Source organism: Amycolatopsis sp. NBC_00438, from assembly GCF_036026695.1.
GTDB lineage: Bacteria > Actinomycetota > Actinomycetes > Mycobacteriales > Pseudonocardiaceae > Amycolatopsis.
On the sequence record NZ_CP107923.1, the window covers coordinates 8,262,234 to 8,286,351 of the forward strand.

The following is a 24,118-nucleotide window of genomic DNA, read 5'->3' on the forward strand; positions in this document are numbered from 1 at the left end:
TCATCTGGCCTCCACGGCGCCGTGCAGGAAGACGTCGACCACCTGGCGCGTGGTGGGCGCGTCGTCGTCCGGGGCCATCCGGCGGCCGCTGAACAACATGGTCAGGAACAGTGCGGCCAGGTGCTCGGGCGACAGGCGCAGGCGGTCCTTCTCGGGCTCGAACAGTTCGGTCATGGCGCCGCGCATGGCGGCCATCGACTCCCGGCGGCCGCCCTTCCAGCTGCCGCGCAGGCGCTGTTCGGGGTCGCGGTGCTTGACGCGGCCGGAGGCGTGCAGGGCGCCCATCAGCGCGCCCATTCGCTCGAGGTGCGCGCCGAGCGCTTCGGCGGCTTCGACGAGCCGGTCCTCCAGGGGCTGGTCGACGGGGATCTCGGCGATCGCGTCGAGCACGTGGTCGGGGCGCAGGGCCTCGGCGGTGCAGGCGTCGAACAGCTCGTCCTTGTCCTTGAACGCGCGGAAGATGGTGCCCTCGCCGATGCCGGCGGCGCGGGCGATCTGGCTGGTCGTGACGGTGGCCCCGTGCTCGATGAGCAGGGGCAGCACCGCGTGCACGATCATGCTGCGCCGGGCTTCGACGCTCATGCCCGGCGCTCTACGCCGGGTTTCGGGTGCTGGTGTCATGCGACCAGTGTGCGGAGTGAGCACTCACTCCGTCAAGCGAGTATAAGTTGGCTCTCATGGGTGTGGTCTGGGCGATGGCGTTCCCGATGCTGCTCGTGCTGCTGTTCCTGCTCGCCGTGCTGGAGGTCTGGGGCCGCCGGTTCCTGCCGTGGCACCGTCGCGGCGACGGCCAGCGCGTGGCGAGCGTCGCCGCGACCGAGGAGGTCGAAGCGCTGCTCGGCGGCACCAAGCACCACGACCTCGAGCAGCGTCAGGTCCAGCTGATGCTGGTCGACGACGAAGCCGACGGCGCCCCGCCGCGCACCCGCGTCGACCTGGACGCCGGGAAGTTCGTGATCCGCGAACGCTGAAGGCCGCCCCGGAACTCCGGAGCGGCCCTCAGCGGTCAGTGCGTCAGTAGGTCATCGCCATGGCCGGGTCGGCCAGCAGCGCGCCGACGTCGGCCAGGAACTCCGAGCCCTGCTGGCCGTCGACCACGCGGTGGTCGAAGCTCAGCGACAGCTGCAGCACCTTGCGGACCTTGATCTCGCCGTCCACGACCCACGGCTGGTCCTTGATCGCGCCGAGGCACAGGATCGCGGACTCGCCCGGGTTGATGATCGGCGTGCCGGTGTCGACGCCGAACACGCCGACGTTGGTGATCGTGATCGTGCCGTTCGCCATCGCCGCGGGGGACGTCTTGCCTTCGCGCGCCACGTCCGTGAGCTCCGTCAACGCGGCCGCGAGCTCCTTCAGCGACAGCGAGTCGGCGTCGCGGACCTTCGGCACGATCAGGCCGCGGGGCGTCGCCGCCGCGATCCCGAGGTGGACGTAGTCCTTGTAGACGATCTCCTGCGCCGCCTCGTCCCAGACCGCGTTGATGTCCGGGGTGCGCTTCGCCGCCAGGCAGACAGCCTTCGCCGCGAACGTCAGCGGCGTGACCTTCACGCCGGCGAACTCCCGCGACTTCTTCAGCTTCTCGCGGAACTCCATCATCGGCGTGACGTCGATGGTCAGGAACTCCGTGACGTGCGGAGCGGTGTACGCGCTCTGCACCATCGCGGCCGCGGTCATCTTGCGGACGCCCTTGATCGGGACACGCCGCTCGCGGGTGGCGGGGTCGTAACCGCTGTCCACAGTGGACGGCGCTGCGGCCGGTGCCGAACCGTTGGCCGCCTTGTGGACGTCGTCGCGCGTGATGACGCCGCCGTCGGCGGTGCCGGTCAGCGCGTGCAGGTCGACGCCCAGCTCCTTGGCCAGCTTCCGCACCGGCGGCTTGGCCAGCGGGACGTAACCCCCGCGCGGCGCAGGCGCGGGGGCAGCGGGAGCAACAGGCGCGGGAGCGGGAGCGGCGACAGCAACAGCGGGCGCGGGCGCCGAACCCTTCCGGGCCCGCCGCTGCGTGACGACGGCCTTGGAGCCGTAGCCGACCAGCGGCTTCATCTCCTCTTCCTCGACCGGAGCCGACGCGGCGGCCGCAGGAGCGGCGGCCGGCGCGGGAGCCGCCGCGCCACCGGGGTCGACGTCGATGGTGAGGATCGGCGTGCCGACCTCCACCGTCTGACCCGGCTCGACGTGCAGCTCCGTGACCACACCGGCCCACGGGATCGGCAGCTCGACGGCGGCCTTCGCGGTCTCGATCTCGACGACGATCTGGTTGACCGTCACCGTGTCGCCCGGCTTCACGTGCCAGCTCAGGATGTCGGCTTCGGTCAACCCCTCGGCCGTGTCGGCCAGGGGGAACTGCTTGAACGTTGGCATGACGCGGAAGTCCCCCTTACCAGGCGAGCGAGCGGTCGATGGTGTGCAGCACCCGGTCCAGGTCGGGGAGGTAGTGCTCCTCGAGCTTGGCCGGCGGGTACGGCGTGTCGAACCCGGTCACCCGGAGGACGGGCGCCTCCAGCGAGTAGAAGCACTCCTGCTGGACGCGCGCGGCGATCTCCGATGTCAGCGACGACTCGGACGGCGCCTCCGACAGCGCGATCAGCCGGCCGGTCTTGCGCACCGACTCGAACACCGGGCCGAGGTCCAGCGGCGAAAGCGTGCGCAGGTCGATGACCTCGAGGGACTTGCCCTCGTCTTCGGCCGCGGCAGCCGCGTCGAGGGCGACCTTCACGGTCGGGCCGTACGCGACGACCGTCGCCGTCGTGCCCTCGCGCACGACCTGCGAGGAGAACACCGGCGACGGCGTGCCGGCGACGTCGATCTCCGCGCGCAGCGCACCCGAGTGGTAGAGCCGCTTGGGCTCGAAGAACAGGATCGGGTCGTCCGACTTGATCGCTTCCTGGATGCCCCAGTAGGCGTCGACGGCGTTCGAGATCGAGACGACCTTCAGGCCCGGGATGTGCGCGAACAGCGACTCCGGGGACTCCGAGTGGTGCTCGACCGCACCGATCCCGCCGCCGAAGGGCACCCGGATCACGACGGGCATCTTGATCTTGCCCTGCGTGCGGTAGTGCAGCTTCGCCAGCTGGGACGAGATCTGGTCGAACCCGGGGAAGATGAAACCCTCGAACTGGATCTCGCACACCGGCCGGAAGCCGCGCACGGCCAGGCCGACCGCGGTGCCGATGATGCCGGACTCGGACAGCGGCGTGTCCAGCACGCGCTGCTCGCCGAAGTCCTTCTGCAGGCCGTCGGTGATCCGGAAGACGCCGCCGAGCTTGCCGACGTCCTCGCCCATGATCAGGACCTTGGGGTTCTCTTCCATCGCCCGGCGCAGGCCGAGGTTGAGCGCCTTGCCGATGGTGAGTTTCTGGAGGTCGGTCATCAGTGCTCACCCGCCGCTGCGAAGCCGTCGAGGTAGGACAGGAACTCTTCGCGCTGCGCGTCCAGCACCGGGTTGCCCTCGGCGTAGACGTTGCTGAAGATCCGCTCCGGCGGCGGCTCCGGCATGTTGAACGTGTACTCGCGCAGGTCGGCGGCGAAGGCGTCGGCCTCGGCCTGGACCTGTTCGAAGAAGTCGTGGTCGGCGCCGCCCTTGCGGGCCAGGAACGCCCGGACGCGCTCGATCGGGTCCTTGAGCTTCCACTCTTCGAGCTCGTCGGACAGCCGGTAGCGCGACGGGTCGTCGGTCGTCGTGTGCGCGTCCATCCGGTAGGTGAACGCCTCGATCAGGACGGGACCGTTGCCGTGGCGGCACTCGTCGAGCGCCCAGCGGGACACCGCGAGGCAGGCCAGGACGTCGTTGCCGTCGACGCGGATGCCGGGGAAGCCGTAACCGCGGGCGCGCTGGTAGAGCGGCAGGCGCGACTGGCGCTCGGTCGGCTCGGAGATCGCCCACTGGTTGTTCTGGCAGAAGAACACCAGCGGCGCGTCGTAGACCGCGGCCCAGACGAAGCCCTCGTGGACGTCGCCCTGCGAGGTCGCGCCGTCACCGAAGTAGCAGATCGTGGCTTCGTCAGTGTCAGAAGGAGAGCCGTCACCGTCGGTGTTTCCTACTCTGCCCTCGAACCGCTGCCCCATCGCGTAGCCGGCGGCGTTGAGCACCTGGTTGCCGATGACGATGCAGTACGGGTGGAAGCCGTGCTCCTTGTAGTCCCAGCCGCTGTGGTCGGTGCAGCGGAAGATGCCCAGCAGGTCCTTCATGTCGACCCCGCGCGCGTACGCGACGCCGTGCTCGCGGTAGCTGGGGAACGCCATGTCGTTCTTCTTCAGCGCGCGGCCCGACCCGATCTGCGCGGCCTCCTGGCCGAGCAGCGGGACCCAGATACCGAGCTGGCCCTGGCGCTGCATCGCGTTGGCTTCACGGTCCGCGCGGCGGACGAGCACCATGTCGCGGTACAGGTTGCGCAGGGCTTCGTCGTCGACGTCGTCGACGTACTTGTCGAACTGCGGCGACGGGACCCGTTCGCCTTCGGGGGTGAGCAGCTGAGTCAGCTCAGCGCCACCTTCGCTGGTCGCTCGCAATCCGGCGATCACCTGCTCGGGGGACGGCTGGGCCGCGACGGCGGCCGGTCCATCTCCTGGCTCCGGGTGCGTCCACTGTTCGGACGGCATGGGCGTTGCTCCTCGGTGTCGGTGCCTCTGGCGGCCGCTTGTGGCGACCACAGCGACTGCACCGGCGGGGACCAGCGTTTCGGGTCTCCGAAGCGCTCGGTCACCGTCGGCGTTGACGGTTCACGCCGACATCCTGGCACGAAGGTCCACGTCTTGGTCAGTCGCGGTTGCTGATTTGTTGCTGAGAAACGGGCTCTGAACAGGCAAAACGCTAGGAAGCCCGAGCATTGGACCTACGAGAGTATGGCGCCGGTCCGCGCGTTCACCAGGCTCGCACGCTTGGGTGCGTACCTGTGCGTGTGCGCGCCTGCGCCCTCCGGAGACGACCTTGTGATGTGCCGCACGCCCGAACCCGCGTGGCACGATGGACGTTGTGGAGCCGAAAACCGTGCGTGAATCCGTCGTGTCCGGCTGGACCGACGACGTCATCCCGAGCCTGTCCGGGCTGGTGGCCATCCCCGCGTTGTCCCCGGCGTTCGACGCCGACTGGGCGAAGACCGGGCACCTGGCCGCCGCCGTCGAGCACGTCCGCGCGTGGATCGCCGCGCGCGACCTGCCCGGCGCGACCCTCGACGTCGTCGAGCTGCCGGACCGGACCCCCTTGCTGCTCGTCGACGTCCCGGCGACCCCGGGCGCGGCGGCCGAGGGCACCGTCCTGATGTACGGCCACCTCGACAAGCAGCCCCCGGTGGGCGGCTGGTCCGACGGCCTCGACCCGTGGACCCCGGTGATCCGCGACGGCCGGCTGTACGGCCGCGGCTCCGTCGACGACGGCTACTCCGGCTACGCGGCGACGACGTCGATCGAGGCCGTGCACGCCGCCGGCGGTGAGCACGCGCGCATCGTCGTGCTGCTGGAGACCGGCGAGGAGTCCGGCAGCCCCGACCTGCCCGCCTACGTCGAGCACCTGGCCGACCGGATCGGCGAGGTCTCGCTGGTCGTCTGCCTCGACGCCGGCGGCAGCGACTACGAGCGGTTGTGGCTGGTCACGAGCCTGCGCGGGATGCTGCACCTGGACGTCAACGTGCAGCTGCTGGGCTCGGCGCAGCACTCCGGCGTCGCCTCGGGCGTCGTCGCGAGCTCGTTCCGCATCCTGCGAAGCCTCATCGAGCGGCTCGAGGACAGCGCGACCGGCGAGCTGCTGCTCGACGAGCTGAAGGTCGACGTCCCGGCGGACCGGCTGGCCGAGCTGGAGGCCGTCTCGAAGGACTTCCCGGAGGCGCTGTCGAAGGCGTTCCCCCTGGTCGAGGGCGGTCGCGTGATCACCGAAGACGCGCTCGAGCTGATGCTCAACAACGCGTGGCGCCCGACCCTGTCGATCATCGGCGCCGACGGCTTCCCGAAGCCGGCCGACGCGGGCAACGTCCTGCGCGAGAGCACGACGTTGACACTGAGCTTCCGCCTCCCGCCGACGGTCGACGCCGCGAAGGCCCTCGAAGCCGTGAAGCGGACCCTGACCACGGACGTCCCGTACGGCGCGAAGGTGACCTTCGGCGACAACACGCAGTCGGAGGACGGCTGGAACGCGCCGACCGAGGCGCCGTGGCTGACGGCGGCGCTGCAGACGGTCAGCGATGGCGTCTTCGGCCAGCCGCACCGCGCGACCGGCATGGGCGGCTCGATCCCGTTCATGGGCCTGCTCTCGCGCAAGTACCCGGAGGCGCAGTTCCTGGTCACGGGGGCGTGCGGATCGGACTCGAACATCCACGTGCCGGACGAGTGGCTGCACCTGGAGTATGCGCAGCAGGTCACGGAGGCCGTCGCGCACATCCTGGACGCCCACGCCCGCGGCTGACCCAAGCCGAGCCGGCGCGTTCCGACCTTGGGGCGCGCCGGCTTTGGTGTTGCCCCGATCGGGTTTGCGTATTACGGTGTAATACGTTACTGGAGTGAGAGGCGAGTTTTACGATGGAATCCCTCTGGAGCTCCTGCTCTTCGAGGAGGTGCGAGTACTCGACCCGACGCATCTGCGCCGGTCGCTGCGTTATCGAGGTGCCATGGACATCGAACCGGAGCACGCGGTGGAGGCTGCGCTGGATCCCCGCCGGTTGGTCGGTCGCGACCCCTCGTCGAGAACCGGCGAGTCGATCCGGGTGGTCGGCCATTCAACCGGGATGGGGCGCTTGCTGACAGTTGTCCTGCTACCGGACCGGCATCCGCCGGACGGCGTTTGGCAGGTTGCGACGGCTTGGCCCGCGGACAAGCGAGTCCGGCAGGTTTATCAAGGACTTTGGGAGGTTCCGTGATCACGGACGAAGAACTTGTCGCTCGCGTGGCTGAGGCCGCGGAGGCCGATCCGGACGCTGACGCCGAGGTCAACTGGGTGCGGCATCAGCGGCCGTCCAAGAATCCCACCGCCGTCTACAGCGTGCGCATTCCCGTCGACCGGATCGAGGAGCTGCGGCAGCTCGCCGTGGCCCGGAACGTGCAGCCGACCGCGTTGATCCGGACCTGGGTGCTCGCCCAGCTCGACGCCGCCAAGAGCGGGGACGAGGACGCGCGGCAGTGGGAAACCGAAGTCCGCGCGACCATCGACCACCTGCGCGCCTTGCTCGACGGGCGAGGATCGCGAGCCGAGCCCGAAACCGCCTAGGCCAGCCGGGTGAGGTGGACTGAGACGTCCAAAGTGGACTGCCCACCCCCGGTGAAGATCCCCTTCAACGGCGCCACGTCCGCGTAGTCCCGCCCGGTCGCCACCCACACGTGCCGCGGGCCGACCGGGATCGCGTTCGTCGGGTCGTACGCCCACCAGCCGCCCGTCCAGACGTCGACCCAGGCGTGGGACTCGCCGGCCACCACTTCGCCCAGCTTCGCGTCGCGCTTCGTGTGCAGGTAGCCCGAGACGTACCGCGCCGGGACGCCGATCGCGCGCAGCATCACCAGCGTCACGTGCGCGAAGTCCTGGCACACGCCTTCACGCGCGTTCCACGCGTCGGTCGCCGTCGAGTGCACGCCCGTGGTGCCCGGCTGGTACTTCAGCTGCTTGTGGACCCACTCGCACACGGCCAGCGTCGCGTCCGCCGGGTCGAGACCGGTCCGCAGCGCGCGGGCCTCGCGGGCCAGCGCGAGGTCGCGCGGGGTGTAGTCGGTCGGCGTCAGGTACTCCGTGCGGTGGTCGACCACCGTGTCGCTGCGGAGGTCCTTCCACGACGCCGTGCGGATCGGCTCGGCCTCGTCCGCCGTCTCGACCACCGACGTCGCCAGCACGGTGAACTCCGTGTGCGGCGCGTGGAGGTCGAACGACGTCACGACCGTGCCCCAGTAGTCGGTGTAGCGGTACGCGCGGGTCGCGGGCGTCGTCTCGATGCGCGTCGCCACCGTCGTCTGGCGGCGGTCCGAGCGCGGGGTCAGCCGCGCCTCGTTGTACGACTGCGTGGCCGGCGTCGCGTACCGGTACCCCGTCCGGTGGGCCACCCGAAGCTGCCAGGTCACAGCGAAACCTCCGCACCGCTCCACGCCACCCACGGCGACGTGCTGAAGTACTGCATCGACACGGCTTCGCCGATCTCCTTGATCGACGTCTGCAGCGTCCCGAGCCGCCGCGGCAGGTCGGTCAGCAGGTCCGACGGGCGCAGGAACTCCAGCTCGCTGCGGGCCCGGCCGAGTTCGCGCAGCGCCTCGGACTTCTCGTTGTTGCGGGACGCGCCGCCGGGGTCGAGCCGCTGCAGGCACTCCTCCGCCTGCCGCAACGCGTGGAATACCGAACGCGGGAACAGCGTGTCCCGCAACAGGAACTGGACGACGCGGCCCGCGTCGAGCGCACCGCGGTAGGTGCGCAGGTAGGTGTCCTGCGCGCCGGCCGAGCGGAGCACGGTGATCCAGCCCGGGGACGACGCGCGGTCCGCGACGACCCGGGACAGCAGCAGCCGCACGACCATGTCCGCGCGTTCGATCGACCGGCCGAGCACCATGAACAGCCAGCCGTCGTCGCGGCTCATCGTCGAGTCGGCGAGGCCGGCGAACATCGCCGCGCGCTCCTCCACGAACGACAGGAACGCGTGCGGCCCGGCGCGCCGGGCGTACCGCTGGCGGTCCGGCACCGCGTTCCACGTCGCGTTCAGGCATTCCCACAGCTCGGTCGAGACGACTTCACGGGCGCCGCGGGTGTTCTCGCGGGCCGAGTTGATCGAGCCGACGATCGACGCCGGGTTGTCCTTCGCGTACGCCACCAGCTCGGTCAGCTTCCACACGTCGAGGGACTCGGTGCCCTCCGACTCGATGCCCAGGACGGCGAGCAGCTGACGGCTCGCGTGGTCCGGGTCGACACTCGCGTCCTCCAGCAGCTGGTGGACCGAGACGTTGAGGATCCGGGAGGTGTCGTCGGCGCGTTCGACGTACCGGCCGATCCAGTACAGCGACTCCGCGTTGCGTGCCAGCATTTCGAACCCCCTAGCTCTGCTGTTGCTGCTGTTGTTGCTGCTGTGACAGAGACAGCTCGGGACCCTGCTCCGCGATCATTCCGTCCACAGTGGACACCGCGCCCAGTGCCGGCTGTTCCAGCTCGCGTTCGGCGGTGGACGTCCGGGAGGCCAGCACCCACGTGTCCTTCGAGCCGCCGCCCTGCGACGAGTTGACGACCAGGCTGCCTTCCGGCAGTGCCACCCGGGTCAGTCCGCCGGGCAGCACGAAGATGTCCTTGCCGTCGTTGACGGCGAACGGGCGCAGGTCGACGTGCCGTGGTGCCAGCCGGTCCTCCACCTTCGACGGCACGGTCGAGAGCTGCACCACCGGCTGCGCGATCCAGCCGCGCCGGTTCGCCCGCACCTTCCGCCGCAGCGCCGTCAGCTCCGACGGCGTCGCCTCCGGCCCGAAGACGATGCCGTAACCGCCGGAGCCTTCGACCGGCTTGACGACCAGTTCGTCGAGGTGCGACATCACGTAGTCGAACTCGTCCGGCAGCCAGCAGCGGTAGGTGTCCACATTGGGCAGCAGCGGCTTCTCGCCGAGGTAGTACCGCACCATCTCCGGCACGTAGGTGTAGACGAGCTTGTCGTCCCCGACGCCGTTGCCGATGGCGTTCGCGACGACGACGTTGCCCGCGCGCGCCGCGTTGAGCACGCCGGCGATGCCGAGCACCGAGTCCGGCCGGTAGTGCACCGGGTCGAGGAACTCGTCGTCGATCCGCCGGTAGATGACGTCGACCGGGCGTTCGCCCTCGGTGGTCCGCAGGTAGACGACGTTGTCACGGCAGAACATGTCGCGGCCTTCGACGAGTTCGACACCCATCAGCCGCGCCAGCAGCGAGTGCTCGAAGTACGCCGAGTTGTGGACGCCGGGGGTGAGCACCACGACCATCGGGTCGGCGACGTTCGCCGCGGCCGCCGCGCGCAGGGCCCGCAGCAGGTGTGCCGCGTAGTCGCCGACCGGGCGCACCCGGTGCTGGGCGAACAGGTCGGGGAAGACCCGCGCCATCGTCCGCCGGTTCTCCATCACGTACGACACCCCGGACGGGTTGCGGAGGTTGTCCTCCAAAACCCGGAACGTGCCCTCCTCGTCGCGCACCAGGTCCACACCGGACACGTGGATGCGCACGCCGTTCGGCGGGTTGATGCCGTACGCCTCACGCTGGAAGTGCTCGCACGACGTGATCAGCCGCCGCGGGAAGACCCCGTCCCGCAGGATCTGGCGATCGCCGTAGATGTCGGCGAGGAACGCTTCGAGCGCGCGGACCCGCTGCGCCACCCCGCGTTCGAGCTTCGACCACTCGGCCGCCTGGATCACCCGCGGCACCAGGTCCAGCGGGAACGGCCGCTCCTGGCCGGACAGCGAGAACGTGATGCCCTGGTCGACCATCGCCCGGTCCAGCGCGAGCGACCGCGAGTTGAGGTCGTGCGCGTCGAGCGCCGCGATCGATTCGTAGAGCGCGCGGTACGGGCCGCGGACCGTGCCGTCGTCGGCGAACATCTCGTCGTAGGCGTCCGCGTGCGGGCGTTCCGGGGAGAGGTACCCGTCGAACCGGGCACCCGGCCGGGTGATCCGGCGGGTCGTCGCCTTCCTCGCGCGTCGACCGGAGGGGGGCAGCCGGGGCGGGATCGCGTTCATGAACGACATCCTCACCTACGTGCCCACCAACGCGCGACACTCCCACGCTGGTGGGCGCGGTGCGAAACGTCGCTGTAACTCGACAGTGCTGTGCTTTGGTATGGATGAGTGGCAATATGCGTGCTCTCACGAACTGAGAACTACGAGGAGTGACGACGTGGCCCGAGGACCCCAACTCAAGGCGCTCGCCCTGTTGCCGGCATTCGCCCTGGTCGGACTGACCATGGCCTGTGGCGCGGGTGGTAGCGGTGCCGGCGACGTCGGCTCGAGCAGTGCCGCTCCGGCGGGCACTGGTTCGGGTGACGCCGGCACGGTCGCGAAGGACGACGCGCTCGCCGCGCTCGTGCCCGCCGACGTCAAGACCGACGGCAAGATCCTCGTCGGCCAGGACCAGAGCTACCCGCCCAACGAATTCCAGGACAACGGCAAGGCCACCGGCTTCGACGTCGACCTCGGCACCGCCATCGGCCAGGTGCTCGGCGTGCAGATGGAGTTCCAGAACTCCTCGTTCGACGGCATCATCCCGGGTCTCGGCGCCAAGAAGTACGAGATGGGCATCTCGTCCTTCAGCATCAACGCCGACCGGCTGCAGTCGGTCGACATGATCTCCTACTTCAGCGCCGGCACGTCGCTGGCCGTGCTCAAGGGCAACCCCGACGGCCTGAAGATCGACGACCTCTGCGGCAAGAAGATCGCCGTGCAGAAGGGCACCACGCAGGTCGAGGACCTCGACAAGAAGAACGCCGCCTGCACCGGCGGCGGCAAGCCCGCCATCGAGGTGACGCAGCTGCAGGCCCAGACCGACGTCAACCTGGCCCTCACCGCCAAGCGCGTCCAGGGCGAGCTGGCCGACTCCCCGGTCATCGACTACGCGGTCAAGCAGACCAACGGTCAGCTCGAGTCGGTCGGCACGCCGTACGACACGGCGCCGTACGGCATCGTGCTGCCGAAGAACAGCGGTGACTACGGCAAGGCCGTCCAGGGCGCGATCCAGAAGCTCATCGACAGCGGCGCCTACAAGAAGATCATGGACAAGTGGGGCCTGAACGCCGCCGGCGCGGTCACCAAGTCGGAGATCAACCCGGCCAGCTGAGTTAGGACTTGTTGCGCGTGTCCAGTTCTTCCGAGGCGTCGCCTGTCGACGCCGAGCCGATCAAGGCCGTCCCGGTGCGCCACTACGGGCGCTGGGTGGCCGGGGTCGTCATCCTCTTCGTGGCGTTCATCGTGATCCGCAGCGTGATCACGAACGACGCACTGCAGTGGCCGGTCGTCGGGGACTACCTCTTCGACGACCGGATCCTGCGCGGCCTGCAGAACACGTTGATCCTGACGGTGATCTCGATGCTGATCGGGATCTTCGGCGGCATCCTGCTGGCCGTCATGCGCCTTTCGCCGAACCCGCTGACCTCCGGCGCCGCGGCGCTCTACATCTGGCTGTTCCGCGGGACCCCGCTGATCACGCAGCTGATCATCTGGAACTTCCTGGCCCTGGCCTACCCCCGGCTCGGGCTCGGGATCCCGTTCGGGCCCGAGTTCGTCAGCTGGGACACCAACCAGCTGATCACGCAGTTCACGGCGTCACTGCTCGGCCTGGGCCTCAACGAAGCCGCGTACATGGCGGAAATCGTGCGAGGCGGCATCCAGTCGGTCGACGACGGCCAGCTGGAAGCGGCGGGCGCGCTCGGGATGAGCCGCACCAAGACGTTGCGGCGGATCATCCTCCCGCAGGCCATGCGGGTGATCATCCCGCCGACCGGCAACGAGACGATCTCCATGCTGAAGACGACGGCACTGGTCGTCGTCATCGGGTACTACGAGCTGATGGTCGCGGCGCAGACCATCTACGCGCAGAACTACAAGACCGTGCCCCTGCTGCTCACCGCCGGGGCCTGGTACTTGTTCATGACGTCGGTGCTGACGCTGATCCAGATCCAGATCGAGAAGCGGTTCGCACGCGGCACTTCGCGTGGTGAGGCGAACAAGACCAAGTGGGCGGGCCGGATGCTGGGCTTCCGGTTCGGCTCCGGCGCCAGCGGCGGAGGGGGGAAGGCCTGATGACTCCGGTCGTATCCGCGCAGAAGATCCGCAAGAGCTTCGGCACCGTCGACGTCCTCAAGGGCATCGACCTCGAGGTGCAGGAGCGTGAGGTGCTCTGCTTGATCGGGCCGTCCGGCTCGGGCAAGTCGACGCTGCTGCGCTGCATCAACCACCTCGAGAAGATCGACGCCGGCCGGCTCTACGTCGACGGCGTGCTCGTCGGCTACCGGGAGCGCGGCGACAAGCTGCACGAGCTGCGGGAGAGCGAGGTCGCGTTCCAGCGCAAGGACATCGGCATGGTGTTCCAGCGGTTCAACCTCTTCCCGCACATGACCGCGCTGGAAAACGTGATGGAGGCGCCGATCCAGGTGCGCCGCGAGCCGAAGGCCCAGGTGCGGCAACGCGCGTTGGAGCTGCTGGACCGCGTCGGCCTCGGTGACAAGGCGAAGAACTACCCGGCGCAGCTGTCCGGTGGGCAGCAGCAGCGCGTCGCGATCGCCCGGGCGCTCGCGATGAAGCCGAAGCTGATGCTGTTCGACGAGCCGACGTCCGCGCTGGACCCGGAGCTCGTCGGCGACGTCCTGGGCGTGATGAAGCAGCTCGCCAAGGACGGCATGACCATGGTCGTCGTCACGCACGAGATGCAGTTCGCGCGCGAGGTGGCGGACAAGGTCCTGTTCATGGACGGCGGCGTCGTCGTCGAAGAGGGCCCGCCCGACCAGGTCATCGGGGAGCCGCGGGAGGAACGGACCAAGTCGTTCCTCGCGCGTGTGCTCAACCCCAACGCCTGAGGATCTCGCGGCGGAAACGGTGTTCCGGCACCGTTTCCGTCGCGTTTTCGCTACCGTGATGGCGGGGTGAGGGGAGATCCGCCATGTCGACCGAAGGCGTGCTGCCGCCGTTGGACCCGTTCGCGGGTATCCCCGACAAGCGTTACGAGGTCAAGGCCTCCGAGCTGCTGAAACCCGGCAACGGCGGGCTCCTGCGCTGGCGCCGGCAGGCCACGAACGCGCCGACCGTCTACGTCGAGGACGCCTACATCACCGGGACGCTGGACCTGCGGGCCGCGGACCTGAAGTACCTGTTCCGGTTCGAGCGCTGCCGCTTCGAGCAGCCGCCGGACGTGCGCGAGGCGAACCTGCTCGGCCTGGTCTTCCGCAAGTGCTGGCTGCCCGGGCTCAAGGCCCGCAACATGCGCAGCCGCAACGACGTCCGGCTGATCCGCTGCGTCGTGCAGGTCGACGGCGACGACCGCGAGATCGAGGAGACCACGGTCCAGCGCGGCGACGACCGCGAGCGCGGCATGCCGAACGCCGCCGTCAACCTGACGGACGCGGTGATCGAAGGCTCGATGGTGCTCACCCGCACGGTGATCTCGCACCCGCACGGCAAGGCGATCCAGGCGGACCGGCTGGTGCTCACCGGCGCGCTGCTGGCGTACCGGATGGTCGCGAACGGCGAAGTGCGGCTCCCCGGCCTGCGGACCGGCGGTAACGTCAACTTCTCCGGCGCCACGCTGAACAACCCGGACGGCTTCGCGCTCAACGGCAACGGCCTGCACATCGGCGGCAGCCTGCTGTGCGAAGTCGATAACTACGGCCCGGCCAGCCAGCGGAAACGCTTCTCCGCCACCGGGATCATGTACCTGCCGAGCGCCACGGTGGACAGCGACATCATCCTGCGCGAGGCGAAGCTGACGGTGTCCCAGCAGGGCCCGATCGCCGTCGACGCGTGGAAGTCGAACGACCCGTACCTCGACCCGCGCCCGGCGCTGGTCGCCGACCGGCTGAGCGTCGACGGCAACCTCGAGCTGTCCGACGGCCTGCAGGCGCTGGGTACGTTGCGCATGGTCAACGCGCGGATCGGCGGCTCGCTGCGGCTGGCCGGCGCCGAGGTCAGCGTCGTGCGCGGGAAGACGGCGCCGTACTACGACCGCGCGCTGCACCTGGACGGCACCGAAATCGGCGGCGACATCGAGGCGACGAGCCTGCGCGTGCCCGCCGGGCAGCTGCGGCTGGCCGACGTCACGGTCGGCGGCAACTTCCTCGCCTGGAACTCGATGTTCCGCCATCCCGGCCGGGACGTGTTCTCGGCGCGACGGTCGAAGATTGCCGGCAACTTCCAGCTCACGGACGCCACCATCCACGGCACGCTGCGTCTGCAGGGCCTCGAGGTCGGCGGCAGCATCAACCTCGCGGGCACCCGGCTGACGGACCCCGGACGCCGCGCGACCAGCAGTTTCTCTCTCGACGTCCGCACCGGCCGGATCGGCCGTGACCTCCTGCTGCGCGACGACAACAGCCGCGCGTTCGTCGCCGAAGGCGGCATCAACCTGGACGGCGCCCAGGTCGCGCGGCGGGTGGACATCCGCGGCGCCCAGCTGGGCTCGTTCCCGCCGTTCAACGTCGCCCTGGACGCGGGCGACGTCGCCGCGGACGAGTTCACGTTCACGCCGAGCAGCCCTCCGGGCGGCCGCGTGGTGCTGCGCCGCGCCCACTGCGGGACGCTGACGGACAACGAGGCGTTCTGGGCCGCGACCGAGGGCATCGAGCTGGAGGACTTCCGCTACGACGCGTTGAAGAAGGGCATCCCCCTCGACGACGACAAGGCTCTCGACCACCGCATCGAGCTGCTGCGCAACGCGATGCGCGGCTACCGCCCCGGCCCGTACGACCAGCTCGCGCACATGCTCCGCGCGGCGGGCAACGAGGAGCACGCGTCGACGGTGGCGCTGCGCAAACAGCAGTTCCGCTACGAGGCGCTGGCCCGCGGCTTCAAGTTCTTCGGCCCCGGAGTCCGGTTGTGGAGCTGGCTGCAGCGCTCGATGGTCGGCTACGGCTACCGCCCGGTCCGCGCGCTGGGCTGGCTGTTCACGCTGCTGGTGCTGGGCAGCCTGTGGTTCGGCCTGGGCTCGGACGACTGCGTGAACTGGCCCGCCACGGATCAGGCCCACCAGATCATCGCGAACGGGCCGCGCTGCGTGGTGAACCAGCAGGACACGGGCCTGCAGTGGAACCCGGTGATCTACACAGCGGACCTGCTGGTCCCGATCGTCGACTTCGGCAACAAGTCCCGCTGGTACATGCACGGAGCGGACAACTGGGTCGCGGCGGGCTTCACGGCGTCAGGCTGGATCCTGGCGACGACGGTGGCCGCGGGCGTCAGCCGGATGCTGCGCCGCGAGAGCTGACGCCGTCTCGCGGTTCCTAGCCGCCTATCGGCCTTTCTAGCGCGAGCCCGATAGCGCCCCAGAAACCCCGAGCAACCCTCGGCGGAGGCCTCAGCCACCCCTACCCAGCCCCCGCCCTCTCCGGGGGGCGTCCCCAGGTCCAGTCTATCGGCGGCCTCTGACGAACTCGGTCGATCGGCGGGTTCGGGGCCGAGTTGTCCACATCGCCCGGACGCCATCCACAGGCTCTTCACCTGACCGCGGTCGGTGACATACTCTCGGTATGTCACCGTCGACGCGGAGGTCACCATGAGCGAACCCGACGCCACCGGCCGGATCGAGGTCGGTGCGGCTCCGCAAGCCGTATACGCCCTGGTCAGTGACCCGGCGAGGCTGGCCGACGTCGCCGAGGAGTACGCCGGGCATCGGTGGGTCGGCCGTGTGCGCGGGGCCGTTGTCGGCGCCCGATTCCGGGGGCGCAACCGGCGCGGCCTCAGGCGCTGGAGCACCCTGTCCACCATCACCGACGCCGATCCGGGACGCCGGTTCGGCTTCGAGGTCACCTCGGTCGGGCTGCCCGTCGCACGGTGGCAGTACGACTTCGAACCCGCCGGTGACGGCTGTGTCGTCGTCGAAAGCATGTGGGAGCGGCGGCCGGCGTGGTTCCGGGTGCCGACGTCGACGGTCACCGGGGTCTGGAACCGGCGCGAGGCCAACACGGCGAACATCGCCGCGACCCTCGCGCGGCTCAAAACAGCCGTCGAAGCTAGTCGATGAAGCGGGACCAGAACGGTATGTAGCGGGGGCCGTCCGGCGGGGCCGTGCTGATGCCGCCCGTCGAGAACTCGCGGTGCAGGTAGTCCCGCAGGTCGGAGCCGTAAACGATGATGTCGGTCTGGTACACCGACAGCACCGGGTTGCCGGACGTGCCGGCGAGACCGGGCAGATAGCGGTGGCCGCACACCGGCACGAGCTGCGGGACGCCGGCCAGGCGTTGCCGCGCTTCGCGGACCGCGTCCTCGGGGCCGACGGGGCGCGTGCCCCAGTCGGGCAGCCAGAAGCCGTTGTGTTCGACGTCGTACAGCACGCCGTCGACCGGCCATGCCAAACGTTTGCGCAGCTGCTCGGCGTTACCGCAGCGCCAGTCGGGCCAGCGGTCGCCGATCGGGACGCCCGCGGCGAGGAACGTGCGGTGATCCGTGGCGAAGCGGAAGCCGAACCGGCGCTCGACGTCGTCGAGCTCGGCCTCGCTCAGCCCGGGACGCACCGGTTCCCGGAGGTTTTCCTGCAGGTGCCGCGCCTCCTCCGGGGAGAGGGCGCCGGCCGGCTGGACGGGTGTCATGACTCAAGAGCGTAAGTGGCGCCCGACCCCGCCGCGCGTTCTTTTCTGCCGTCTTGACGGCCGGCCAGGGGTGACCCCGAGCGGGTGAGTTTGTTCTCTCATCGGCTGGACTCCGGAACAGAGGGTGAGCGCGTGTAGTTCACTCTTGCCGTGACATCTCCCCGACCGCAGGCCCGCGTGCGCGCTCCCGAGCTGCGCGGCGACGTCTGGCTGAACACCGGCGGCCGCCCGATCACCCTGGCCGAACTGCGCGGCCGCATCGTGCTGCTGGACTTCTGGACCAGCGGCTGCGTCAACTGCCTCCACGTCCTCGACGAGCTGCGCCCGCTCGAGGCCGAGTTCGCGGACGTGCTGGTCACGATCGGCGTCCACTCGCCGAAGTTCCTGCACGAGGGCGAGCGCGCGTCCATCGAGGCCGCGGTGCGCCGGTACGAGGTCCACCACCCGGTGGTCAACGACCCGAAAATGGAGCTGTGGTCGCAGTACGCGGTCCGCGCGTGGCCGACACTGGTGATCGTCGACCCCGAGGGGTACGTCGTCCACGTCGCCGCCGGTGAAGGGCACGAAGAAGCGCTTCGCCGCGTCGTCGCCGACCTCGTGAAGAAGCACGAAGCGAAGGGGACGCTTCGCCGCGGCGGCAGCCCGTACGTGCCGGTCGAGGAGCAGCAGAGCGAGCTGCGGTTCCCGAGCAAGGCCGTCGCCACCGCCGAAGGCCGCATCCTGGTCGCCGACACCGGGCACCACTCCGTCGTCGAGTTCGCTTCGGACGGCGAGACCGTCATCCGCCGCTTCGGCAGCGGCGAGCGCGGCGGGCAGGACGGACCGTTCGACATCGCCACGTTCACCGAGCCGTCGGGCATCGCGCTGCTGCCCTACGACGTCGCCGAGCGCGCCGGTTACCACGCCGTCGTCGCCGACACGGCCGGTCACCGGCTGCGCGGCCTCGACCTGATCACCGGCGAGGTGACCACGGTCGCCGGCACCGGCGCGCAGTGGCGCAACGGGCCGGACGCGGGCAAGGGCGTCGAGGTCGACCTGACCAGCCCGTGGGACGTCATCTGGTGGGGCCCGGCCGGCGGGGTCGTCGTCGCGATGGCCGGCAACCACACGCTGAGCGTCTTCGACCCGGTGTCGGGACGCATCCGCCGCTTCGCGGGGACGACCGTCGAAGGTCTTAAGGACGGCGACGTCCGCGAAGCGTTCTTCGCACAGACGTCCGGCCTCGCCGCGGACGGCGACAAGCTGTGGCTCGCCGACGCCGAGACGTCCGCCCTGCGCTGGATCGAGCCGGCAGGCGACTCGTTCACCGTGCAGACGGCGATCGGGATCGACCTCTTCTCCTTCGGCCACACCGACGGCCCGGCAGACAAAGCGCTGCTCCAGCACCCGCTCGGCCTCGCCGTGCTGCCCGGCGAACGGATCGCGATCGCCGACACCTACAACGGCGCCGTCCGCCGCTTCGACTTCTTCACCCGCGACGTGACGACGCTCGCCACCGGCCTCGCCGAGCCGCAGGGGCTCCTGCTGACCGACGGCCAGCTGCTGGTCGTCGAGTCCGCGGGCAACCGGATCGGCCCGGTCCCGCTGGGCGACCCGTCGGTGGTGAGCGGCGACGCGCACGCCGTGCGCCGCCCGCCGACGGTGCTCGCGCCCGGCGAGATCGACTTTTCGGTCGTCTTCACCGCGCCGCCCGGCGAGAAGCTGGACGACCGGTTCGGCCCGTCGACACGGCTGGAGATCAGCGCGTCACCGCCGGAACTGCTGGCGGACGGCGTGGGTGCCGGGACCGAGCTGACCCGCAAGATCCGCTTCGCCCCGGGGGTGACCGAGGGCGTGCTGCAGGTCGTCGCGCAGGCGGCGAGCTGCGACGACGGCAGCGAGCACCCCGCCTGCCGGATCACCCGGCAGGACTGGGGCGTCCCGGTGCGGTTCGACACGGGCGGGGCGCGCGAGCTGAGCTTGGTCATGGCCGGGGAACCGCGCGAGGCCGAGTAGGATGCGGACCGTGTCAGCCGGGCCGAAACTCGAAATCCAGATGCTGCACGACCGCGTGCTCGTGCGGCTGTCGCCGGAAGAGGGCGAGCGGCGCAGCAGCGGTGGCATCGTGATCCCCGCCACCGCGCAGGTCGCGCGGCGGCTGTCCTGGGGTGATGTACTGGGCATCGGGAACAGTGTGCGGAACGTCAAGATCGGCGACCGCGTGCTCTTCAACCCGGAGGACCAGCTCGAGGTCGAGATCCAGGGCGAGGGGCATTTGGTGATGCGCGAACGCGACATCCACGCCGTGGCGACCGAGCGAACCGAACACGGCACCGGGCTCTACCTCTAGGGCCCGCGAAGGGCAGGGGCGTGGCAGACGACGAGGTGCGCGACCGCGCCGACGCGCCCGAAGCGCCGAAGGCCGGACAACCGCCGAAGCCGCCCGCTTCGCCGAACGGTGTGGCTGCCGCGGAGCCGCTTGCTGCCGAGCCCGGGTCTTCGCCGGAAGGGCCCGCGGCCGGGGTACCGCAGGCGGGGGTGCCGCTCGTCGAATCCGACGTTGTGAAAGCGGCCGGCGCCGAGGTGCCGCAGGCGGAGGTGCGACCCCTCGAATCCGACTTTGCTGAGGTGACCGGGTCGGCTGATGCCGGGGTACGGCAGGCCGACGTGCCGCTCATCGAATCCGACTCTGCTCGGGTGACCGAGTCGGCTGATGCAGAGGTGCCGCAGGCGAGGGTGCCGCTCGTCGAATCCGACTTTGCGGAGGCGCCCGGATCAGCCGGCGCTGAGGTACCGCTTGCTGCCGGGTCATTGCCACTGCGGGAACGGTTTGCTGAATCCGAGTCGGCTGAGGCGACCGCGTCGCACGAAACTGAGGTGCCGTCCGCCGCCGGGGCTGGGCCGTCCTGGGACGGGGCTGCTGCTGCTGAGGCGCGGTTCGCTGCCGAATCCGAGTCGGCCGTTGCGAACGGGTCGGGCCGTGCCGAGGTGCCGCTTGCCGACTCCGGGGCGTTGCTGGAGGAACCTGCGAGTGCGGTGAAGTTTGCGGCCGGGTCTGGGGTTGTTGTGGCGATCGGCTCGGCCGGTGCCGAGGTGCTGACCGCCGGCGATCCTGCGTTGTCGCCTGAAGTGCCTACCGTTGCGGTGCCGTCGGCCGGGCCGCCGTCGGCCACCGGGTTCGACAGCCCTGTGGCGGACGAGGCAGCGGAGGTGCCGTTCGGGGCGTTGCGGCCGGCGGCTGAGGCGGTGTCGCAGCCGGATGGACCCGTGGCCGTGGAACCAGCTGCGCTGGTCACCGACAGTGCCGAATCCGGGCGGTCGCTGGCTGAACCGGAGGGCGCCGGGCCGTGGCCGGATGAGCGTGCCGCTGCCGAGGCCGAGACTGCTGCCATCGCGGCGGCGCCCGGCCGTGCGACGGTTGTCGACGATGCCGTGGTCACCACCGATCTCTTCGCCGAAGATCTGCTCGGCGAGCTTCTCGAAAACCCCGCCGCCCCAGCGGTGCCGGAGACTCCGGCGAAGAAGCTGCGCAAGGGTGTCGCGCGGACCATGATGATCATCGGGCTCGCGCTCGGGCTCTTCGTCATCCTCTACGCCGTCGACCTCCTCGCCAGCGCCGGCGATGTGCCGCGCGGGGTGACGGTGGCCGGGATCGATGTCGGGGGGATGACGCACGCCGAAGCGGAAGCCAAGCTGCGCAAGGAACTCGAGCCGCGGCTTACCCGGCCGGTCGTGGTGCACGGCGGGGACGTTCAGGCCGAACTCGTTCCGTCGCGTTCCGGGCTCGGGCTCGACTGGCCGAACACGCTCGGGCTCGCCGGGCATCAGCCGCTCAGTCCGATCACGCGGATCATGTCGTTCTTCAGCAGTCGCGAGGTCGGTGTCGCGACGCGGACCGATGAGAACCAGACCAGCCAGGCCGTTCGCGCACTGGCCGACGGCAAGCTGAACCACGCCGCCACCGAAGGCGCCGTCGGGTTCATGCCGCTGCAGGGCAGCGACGGCGGTGTCACGCCCTACCCGATCCTGCCGCGCCAGGGGCAGCAGCTGACCGACCTCGCCGGCGCCGTCCACGCCGTCACCGAGCACTGGCTGGACCCCGGCGGGGTCAAGCTGCCGATGGCCGTCACGCCGGTGCGGGCGACCGTGGCCGGGGTGCAGGCCGCGTACCAGCAGATCGTCGTGCCCGCCGTGGCGAAGCCGGTCGTGGTGCACGGCCAGGGCAAGGACGTGCCGCTCAAGCCGGACGCGATCGCCTCCTCGTTCCAGTTCGCGCCCGTCGAAGGCGGTGCCGTCGAAGTGCGGATCGACCAGGGCAAGCTGCAGGCCGCGCTCAAGGACGGCCTGGCAAGCACCGAGACCGACGGCAAGGACGCGCAGATCGTCTTCGCCGGCGACCAGCCGGCCGTCGAGCCGTCCGAGGACGCCCGGAAGATCAACTGGGAGAAGACCTTCCTGCCGCTGATCGACGTCCTCAAGAAGACCGACGGCCGCGATCTGCCCGTCGCCTACAACGCGTCGAAGCCCAGCGTGACCACCGAAGCCGCGGGGGCGCTCGGCATCACGGAGGTCATCGGCGAGTTCACCACCGGCGGGCTCACCGGCCCGGCGGCGACGAACAACCGCACGCTGGCCGACCGCGTGTCGGGCACGATCGTCAAGCCCGGCGAGACGTTCAGCCTCGGCGGCCGCTCCGGTCCGCGCACCGCGGACAACGGCTACGTGCCCGCGCCGGCCAACGAAGACGGCACCGGGCCGACCGTCGTCGGTGGTGGCGTCTCGCAGCTGGCGTCCACGTTGTACAACGCGGGTTACCTCGCCGGCCTGGCCGACGGCGGTCACCTCGAGCACGACACCTACCTCGACCGCTACCCCGTCGGCCGCGACGCCAAGGCGATCAACGCCGACGGCAGCCCGGTCGAGCTCAAGCTGACCGACGACGCGCCGACCGGCATCGCCCTGCAGGCCGTGGTTTCCGGCGACTCCGTGACGGTCCGGATCTGGGGCACCCGGCACTACCGCGTCGAGGGCTCGACCGGCGGGCAGACTCCTGGCGACCCGCCGCCGGTTCAGTTCGGGGGCACCACCCCGTGCCAGCCGTCGATCGGCACACCCGGCTTCAGCGTCACCGACACGCGCGTGCTCTACGACGTCGCGAGCGGCGCCGAGGTCCGCCGGTCGTCGCACACCGCGAACTACGGGCCGCGTCCGACGATCCTGTGTTGAGTTGTCAGCGAAGGACCATGCAACCCGCCTCCTCGAAGTCCCGCAGCCACGACGGCTCCCGGAAGTGCTTGTTCCACCGCAGGTCCAGTTTGTCCAGTTTGGACAGCTGTGCGACCGACGCGGGCAGCGTCACCAGCGAGTTCTCCCGCAGGTCCAGCTGACGCAGCTCGCTCAACGACCCGATCGACGCCGGCAGCTCGCGCAGCCGGTTGCCGCGCAGGTGCAGCTCCCGCAGAGAACCGAGCGCGCCGATCGACTCCGGCAACGCGCTCAGTTCGTTGTGGTACAGCCGGAGTTCGCGCAGCGACGCGAACCCGGAGAGGTCGGGCAACGCGCCGATCCGGTTGTCCGTGCACCCGAGGTACCGCAGTTTTCCCAAGCGGCACAAGGCCGACGGGAACTCCGTGAGCCGGTTGTCGCTGAGGTACAGGTACTCGGTGAGCCCCGCCAGCTCACCCAGCTCACCGGGCAAGGAAGTGAACCGGTTGTGGCCCAGGTCGAGCGTGTGCAAGGACGACAGCGCGGAGATCCCCGGTGGCAGCTCGGTCAACCGGTTCGTGGCCAGGTTGAGCACCTGCAACCCGGTCAACCGCCACAGGGAAGGCGGAACGGCGGAGATCTCGTTCGCGTACAGGCTCAAGTGCTCCAGCTCGATCCCCAGGTCGGGCACCGACGTCAGCCGGTTGCGATCCAGATCGAGCCGAGTGACGTCGTCCGGCACGGAAGGCACCGAAGTCAGCTCCTGCCCGCTGAGGTCCAGCCACGTCACGAGCCCTCCCGGGGGAACCGGGTCGCGGGCAGCAACGCCCAGGTGGCGGCGTCCTTCGGCGTCGACACCTGGATCCGCAGGCCCGGCACCTCCGACACCGCCAGCTCGGTCAGCCGGAAGTCCAGCCGCCCCGCTCGCGGGTGGTCGAACCGCCGCAGCCGCGCCCGCGGTTCGGCGACCTCGTTGCGCGCCCACAGCTCGGCGAACTCCGGGCTCAGCGCCGACAGCCGCCGGATGTCCTCCTCCCAGCACGGGTCGCCGAGGTGCCGGCCGTATTCGGCCCGCATCCGCGCGACCATGTGCGGCACCTCCTCGTCGTAGTTCAGCAGGAACGCCCGCGCGTTCGGCTCGGTGACGCAGCACCAGAGCAGGTTCTTGTGCAGGCACGGCAGGCTGTGCCACTCCCAGAACAGCTCCTCCTGCGCCGCGTTCGACTCGAGGACGTCGAACCGGCCGTTGACGACCGCGGCCGGCAACGGTTCCAGCGCGCGCAGCACCTCGCTCACCGCGTCCGGCACCGTCTCGACCGCCGACGGCAGCCGCGAAGGAGTCAGCTCCGCGAGCCGGTAAAGGTGCTCCCGCTCGGTGTGGTCCAGCCGCAGGGTCCGCGCCACCGCGTCGAAGACCTGCGCGCTCGCGTTGATCGGCCGCCCCTGCTCCAGCCACGTGTACCAGGTGACGCCGACCCCGGCGAGCAGCGCGACCTCCTCCCGCCGCAACCCGCTCGTGCGACGGCGCAGGCCGGGAGCGAGCCCGACCTCCTCGGGGCCGATCCGCGCCCGGCACGCCTTGAGGAACCGGCCGAGTTCCTCCCGGCGGCTCGCGTGGACCTGCGTCTGGGTCATGAGGGCATCGTGCCCGAGGGGTACGACAGTTTCCGGAACAAGCAGGTACCGGGGGTACCAGCAGCACCGGGCTCTCGGTGTCCCCGAAGGAAAAGCCGCAGGGTCGGGGC

At 70.1% G+C, this 24,118-nt stretch carries 22 protein-coding genes; 12 read left to right on the top strand and 10 right to left on the bottom strand.

Annotated features, from left to right (window positions below; translation table 11 throughout):
* Positions 1 to 582, bottom strand: coding sequence for a TetR/AcrR family transcriptional regulator (locus tag OG494_RS37695; protein WP_328446954.1), 582 nt, complete (start codon positions 580 to 582; stop codon positions 1 to 3).
* 95 nt (positions 583 to 677) lie between these two features.
* Here OG494_RS37695 and OG494_RS37700 point away from each other — a divergent pair, with 95 nt between their 5' ends.
* On the top strand, positions 678 to 971 hold the full coding sequence (locus tag OG494_RS37700; protein ID WP_328446955.1) for a DUF6191 domain-containing protein: 294 nt from the start codon (positions 678 to 680) through the stop codon (positions 969 to 971).
* A 43-nt stretch (positions 972 to 1,014) separates the two neighbouring features.
* Here the strand turns inward: OG494_RS37700 and OG494_RS37705 are convergent, their stop codons facing one another.
* The 3 genes from OG494_RS37705 to pdhA are packed head-to-tail and all read right to left on the bottom strand — an operon-like array spanning position 1,015 to position 4,599.
* Positions 1,015 to 2,361 carry a dihydrolipoamide acetyltransferase family protein gene (locus OG494_RS37705; protein WP_328446957.1) on the bottom strand — a complete coding sequence of 449 codons (1,347 nt, stop codon included), beginning with the start codon at positions 2,359 to 2,361 and terminating at the stop codon, positions 1,015 to 1,017.
* Between the two features lie 16 nt (positions 2,362 to 2,377).
* Positions 2,378 to 3,370 carry an alpha-ketoacid dehydrogenase subunit beta gene (locus OG494_RS37710; protein WP_328446959.1) on the bottom strand — a complete coding sequence of 331 codons (993 nt, stop codon included), beginning with the start codon at positions 3,368 to 3,370 and terminating at the stop codon, positions 2,378 to 2,380.
* Positions 3,370 to 4,599, bottom strand: a complete 1,230-nt coding sequence (gene pdhA, locus OG494_RS37715) for a pyruvate dehydrogenase (acetyl-transferring) E1 component subunit alpha (RefSeq protein WP_328446961.1) — start codon at positions 4,597 to 4,599, stop codon at positions 3,370 to 3,372. Before pdhA ends, OG494_RS37710 begins: the two co-directional genes overlap by 1 nt.
* Before the next feature lie 373 nt (positions 4,600 to 4,972).
* On the opposite strand from pdhA, the gene OG494_RS37720 reads away from it, so the two are divergent.
* The 3 genes from OG494_RS37720 (at position 4,973) to OG494_RS37730 (ending at position 7,192) form a co-directional block, all read left to right on the top strand.
* Complete coding sequence (locus tag OG494_RS37720) at positions 4,973 to 6,394, top strand: M20/M25/M40 family metallo-hydrolase (protein WP_328446963.1); 1,422 nt, start codon at positions 4,973 to 4,975, stop codon at positions 6,392 to 6,394.
* 202 nt (positions 6,395 to 6,596) lie between these two features.
* Positions 6,597 to 6,845, top strand: a complete 249-nt coding sequence (locus OG494_RS37725; protein ID WP_328446964.1) for a hypothetical protein — start codon at positions 6,597 to 6,599, stop codon at positions 6,843 to 6,845.
* A gap of 26 nt (positions 6,846 to 6,871) precedes the next feature.
* Complete coding sequence (locus OG494_RS37730) at positions 6,872 to 7,192, top strand: hypothetical protein (protein WP_328446966.1); 321 nt, start codon at positions 6,872 to 6,874, stop codon at positions 7,190 to 7,192.
* On the opposite strand, the gene OG494_RS37735 is transcribed toward OG494_RS37730, so the two are convergent.
* The 3 genes from OG494_RS37735 to OG494_RS37745 are packed head-to-tail and all read right to left on the bottom strand — an operon-like array spanning position 7,189 to position 10,650.
* Positions 7,189 to 8,031: a transglutaminase family protein gene (locus OG494_RS37735; RefSeq protein WP_328446968.1), complete on the bottom strand. Its 843-nt coding sequence runs from the start codon at positions 8,029 to 8,031 to the stop codon at positions 7,189 to 7,191. The two genes, OG494_RS37730 and OG494_RS37735, sit on opposite strands and share 4 nt — an antisense overlap.
* A complete protein-coding gene (locus OG494_RS37740; protein ID WP_328446970.1) occupies positions 8,028 to 8,978 on the bottom strand; it encodes an alpha-E domain-containing protein in 951 nt (316 codons plus the stop codon). The genes OG494_RS37735 and OG494_RS37740 overlap by 4 nt, the downstream gene beginning before the upstream one ends.
* A gap of 10 nt (positions 8,979 to 8,988) precedes the next feature.
* Positions 8,989 to 10,650: a circularly permuted type 2 ATP-grasp protein gene (locus tag OG494_RS37745; protein ID WP_328446972.1), complete on the bottom strand. Its 1,662-nt coding sequence runs from the start codon at positions 10,648 to 10,650 to the stop codon at positions 8,989 to 8,991.
* A 148-nt stretch (positions 10,651 to 10,798) separates the two neighbouring features.
* On the opposite strand from OG494_RS37745, the gene OG494_RS37750 reads away from it, so the two are divergent.
* The 5 genes from OG494_RS37750 to OG494_RS37770 all read left to right on the top strand — a co-directional run bounded on the left by OG494_RS37750 (position 10,799) and on the right by OG494_RS37770 (position 16,624).
* The gene (locus OG494_RS37750; RefSeq protein WP_328446974.1) at positions 10,799 to 11,734 is read left to right on the top strand and encodes an ABC transporter substrate-binding protein; all 936 of its coding nucleotides are present in this window, start codon (positions 10,799 to 10,801) and stop codon (positions 11,732 to 11,734) included.
* 17 nt (positions 11,735 to 11,751) lie between these two features.
* A complete protein-coding gene (locus OG494_RS37755) occupies positions 11,752 to 12,696 on the top strand; it encodes an amino acid ABC transporter permease (RefSeq protein ID WP_328446976.1) in 945 nt (314 codons plus the stop codon).
* On the top strand, positions 12,696 to 13,469 hold the full coding sequence (locus OG494_RS37760) for an amino acid ABC transporter ATP-binding protein (RefSeq protein WP_328446978.1): 774 nt from the start codon (positions 12,696 to 12,698) through the stop codon (positions 13,467 to 13,469). The genes OG494_RS37755 and OG494_RS37760 overlap by 1 nt, the downstream gene beginning before the upstream one ends.
* An 83-nt stretch (positions 13,470 to 13,552) precedes the next feature.
* Complete coding sequence (locus tag OG494_RS37765) at positions 13,553 to 15,868, top strand: oxidoreductase (protein ID WP_328446980.1); 2,316 nt, start codon at positions 13,553 to 13,555, stop codon at positions 15,866 to 15,868.
* Positions 15,869 to 16,156: 288 nt separating this feature from the next.
* Positions 16,157 to 16,624 carry an SRPBCC family protein gene (locus OG494_RS37770; protein WP_328446982.1) on the top strand — a complete coding sequence of 156 codons (468 nt, stop codon included), beginning with the start codon at positions 16,157 to 16,159 and terminating at the stop codon, positions 16,622 to 16,624.
* Here the strand turns inward: OG494_RS37770 and OG494_RS37775 are convergent.
* Complete coding sequence (locus OG494_RS37775; protein ID WP_328446983.1) at positions 16,614 to 17,189, bottom strand: hypothetical protein; 576 nt, start codon at positions 17,187 to 17,189, stop codon at positions 16,614 to 16,616. The genes OG494_RS37770 and OG494_RS37775 overlap by 11 nt on opposite strands.
* A gap of 177 nt (positions 17,190 to 17,366) precedes the next feature.
* On the opposite strand from OG494_RS37775, the gene OG494_RS37780 reads away from it, so the two are divergent.
* The 3 genes from OG494_RS37780 (at position 17,367) to OG494_RS37790 (ending at position 22,394) form a co-directional block, all read left to right on the top strand.
* The gene (locus OG494_RS37780) at positions 17,367 to 19,184 is read left to right on the top strand and encodes an NHL domain-containing thioredoxin family protein (protein WP_328459145.1); all 1,818 of its coding nucleotides are present in this window, start codon (positions 17,367 to 17,369) and stop codon (positions 19,182 to 19,184) included.
* Position 19,185: 1 nt separating this feature from the next.
* Positions 19,186 to 19,518, top strand: coding sequence for a GroES family chaperonin (locus OG494_RS37785; protein ID WP_328446985.1), 333 nt, complete (start codon positions 19,186 to 19,188; stop codon positions 19,516 to 19,518).
* Positions 19,519 to 20,312: 794 nt separating this feature from the next.
* On the top strand, positions 20,313 to 22,394 hold the full coding sequence (locus OG494_RS37790) for a VanW family protein (protein WP_442874522.1): 2,082 nt from the start codon (positions 20,313 to 20,315) through the stop codon (positions 22,392 to 22,394).
* Between the two features lie 4 nt (positions 22,395 to 22,398).
* Here the strand turns inward: OG494_RS37790 and OG494_RS37795 are convergent, their stop codons facing one another.
* Together OG494_RS37795 and OG494_RS37800 are read right to left on the bottom strand one after the other, a co-directional pair.
* Complete coding sequence (locus OG494_RS37795) at positions 22,399 to 23,163, bottom strand: leucine-rich repeat domain-containing protein (RefSeq protein ID WP_328446987.1); 765 nt, start codon at positions 23,161 to 23,163, stop codon at positions 22,399 to 22,401.
* Positions 23,160 to 24,008, bottom strand: coding sequence for a helix-turn-helix transcriptional regulator (locus tag OG494_RS37800; RefSeq protein WP_328446989.1), 849 nt, complete (start codon positions 24,006 to 24,008; stop codon positions 23,160 to 23,162). The genes OG494_RS37795 and OG494_RS37800 overlap by 4 nt, the downstream gene beginning before the upstream one ends.
* Between the last annotated feature and the right edge of the window lie 110 nt (positions 24,009 to 24,118).

Bases quoted from the DNA above. Each gene is read 5' to 3' on its own strand.
- OG494_RS37695 (WP_328446954.1), bottom strand. From the start codon at position 582: ATGAGCGTCGAAGCCCGGCGCAGCATGATCGTGCACGCGGTGCTGCCC.
- OG494_RS37700 (WP_328446955.1), top strand. From the start codon at position 678: ATGGGTGTGGTCTGGGCGATGGCGTTCCCGATGCTGCTCGTGCTGCTG.
- OG494_RS37705 (WP_328446957.1), bottom strand. From the start codon at position 2,361: ATGCCAACGTTCAAGCAGTTCCCCCTGGCCGACACGGCCGAGGGGTTG.
- OG494_RS37710 (WP_328446959.1), bottom strand. From the start codon at position 3,370: ATGACCGACCTCCAGAAACTCACCATCGGCAAGGCGCTCAACCTCGGC.
- pdhA (WP_328446961.1), bottom strand. From the start codon at position 4,599: ATGCCGTCCGAACAGTGGACGCACCCGGAGCCAGGAGATGGACCGGCC.
- OG494_RS37725 (WP_328446964.1), top strand. From the start codon at position 6,597: ATGGACATCGAACCGGAGCACGCGGTGGAGGCTGCGCTGGATCCCCGC.
- OG494_RS37740 (WP_328446970.1), bottom strand. From the start codon at position 8,978: ATGCTGGCACGCAACGCGGAGTCGCTGTACTGGATCGGCCGGTACGTC.
- OG494_RS37745 (WP_328446972.1), bottom strand. From the start codon at position 10,650: ATGTCGTTCATGAACGCGATCCCGCCCCGGCTGCCCCCCTCCGGTCGA.
- OG494_RS37760 (WP_328446978.1), top strand. From the start codon at position 12,696: ATGACTCCGGTCGTATCCGCGCAGAAGATCCGCAAGAGCTTCGGCACC.
- OG494_RS37765 (WP_328446980.1), top strand. From the start codon at position 13,553: ATGTCGACCGAAGGCGTGCTGCCGCCGTTGGACCCGTTCGCGGGTATC.
- OG494_RS37770 (WP_328446982.1), top strand. From the start codon at position 16,157: ATGAGCGAACCCGACGCCACCGGCCGGATCGAGGTCGGTGCGGCTCCG.
- OG494_RS37775 (WP_328446983.1), bottom strand. From the start codon at position 17,189: ATGACACCCGTCCAGCCGGCCGGCGCCCTCTCCCCGGAGGAGGCGCGG.
- OG494_RS37785 (WP_328446985.1), top strand. From the start codon at position 19,186: ATGCGGACCGTGTCAGCCGGGCCGAAACTCGAAATCCAGATGCTGCAC.
- OG494_RS37800 (WP_328446989.1), bottom strand. From the start codon at position 24,008: ATGACCCAGACGCAGGTCCACGCGAGCCGCCGGGAGGAACTCGGCCGG.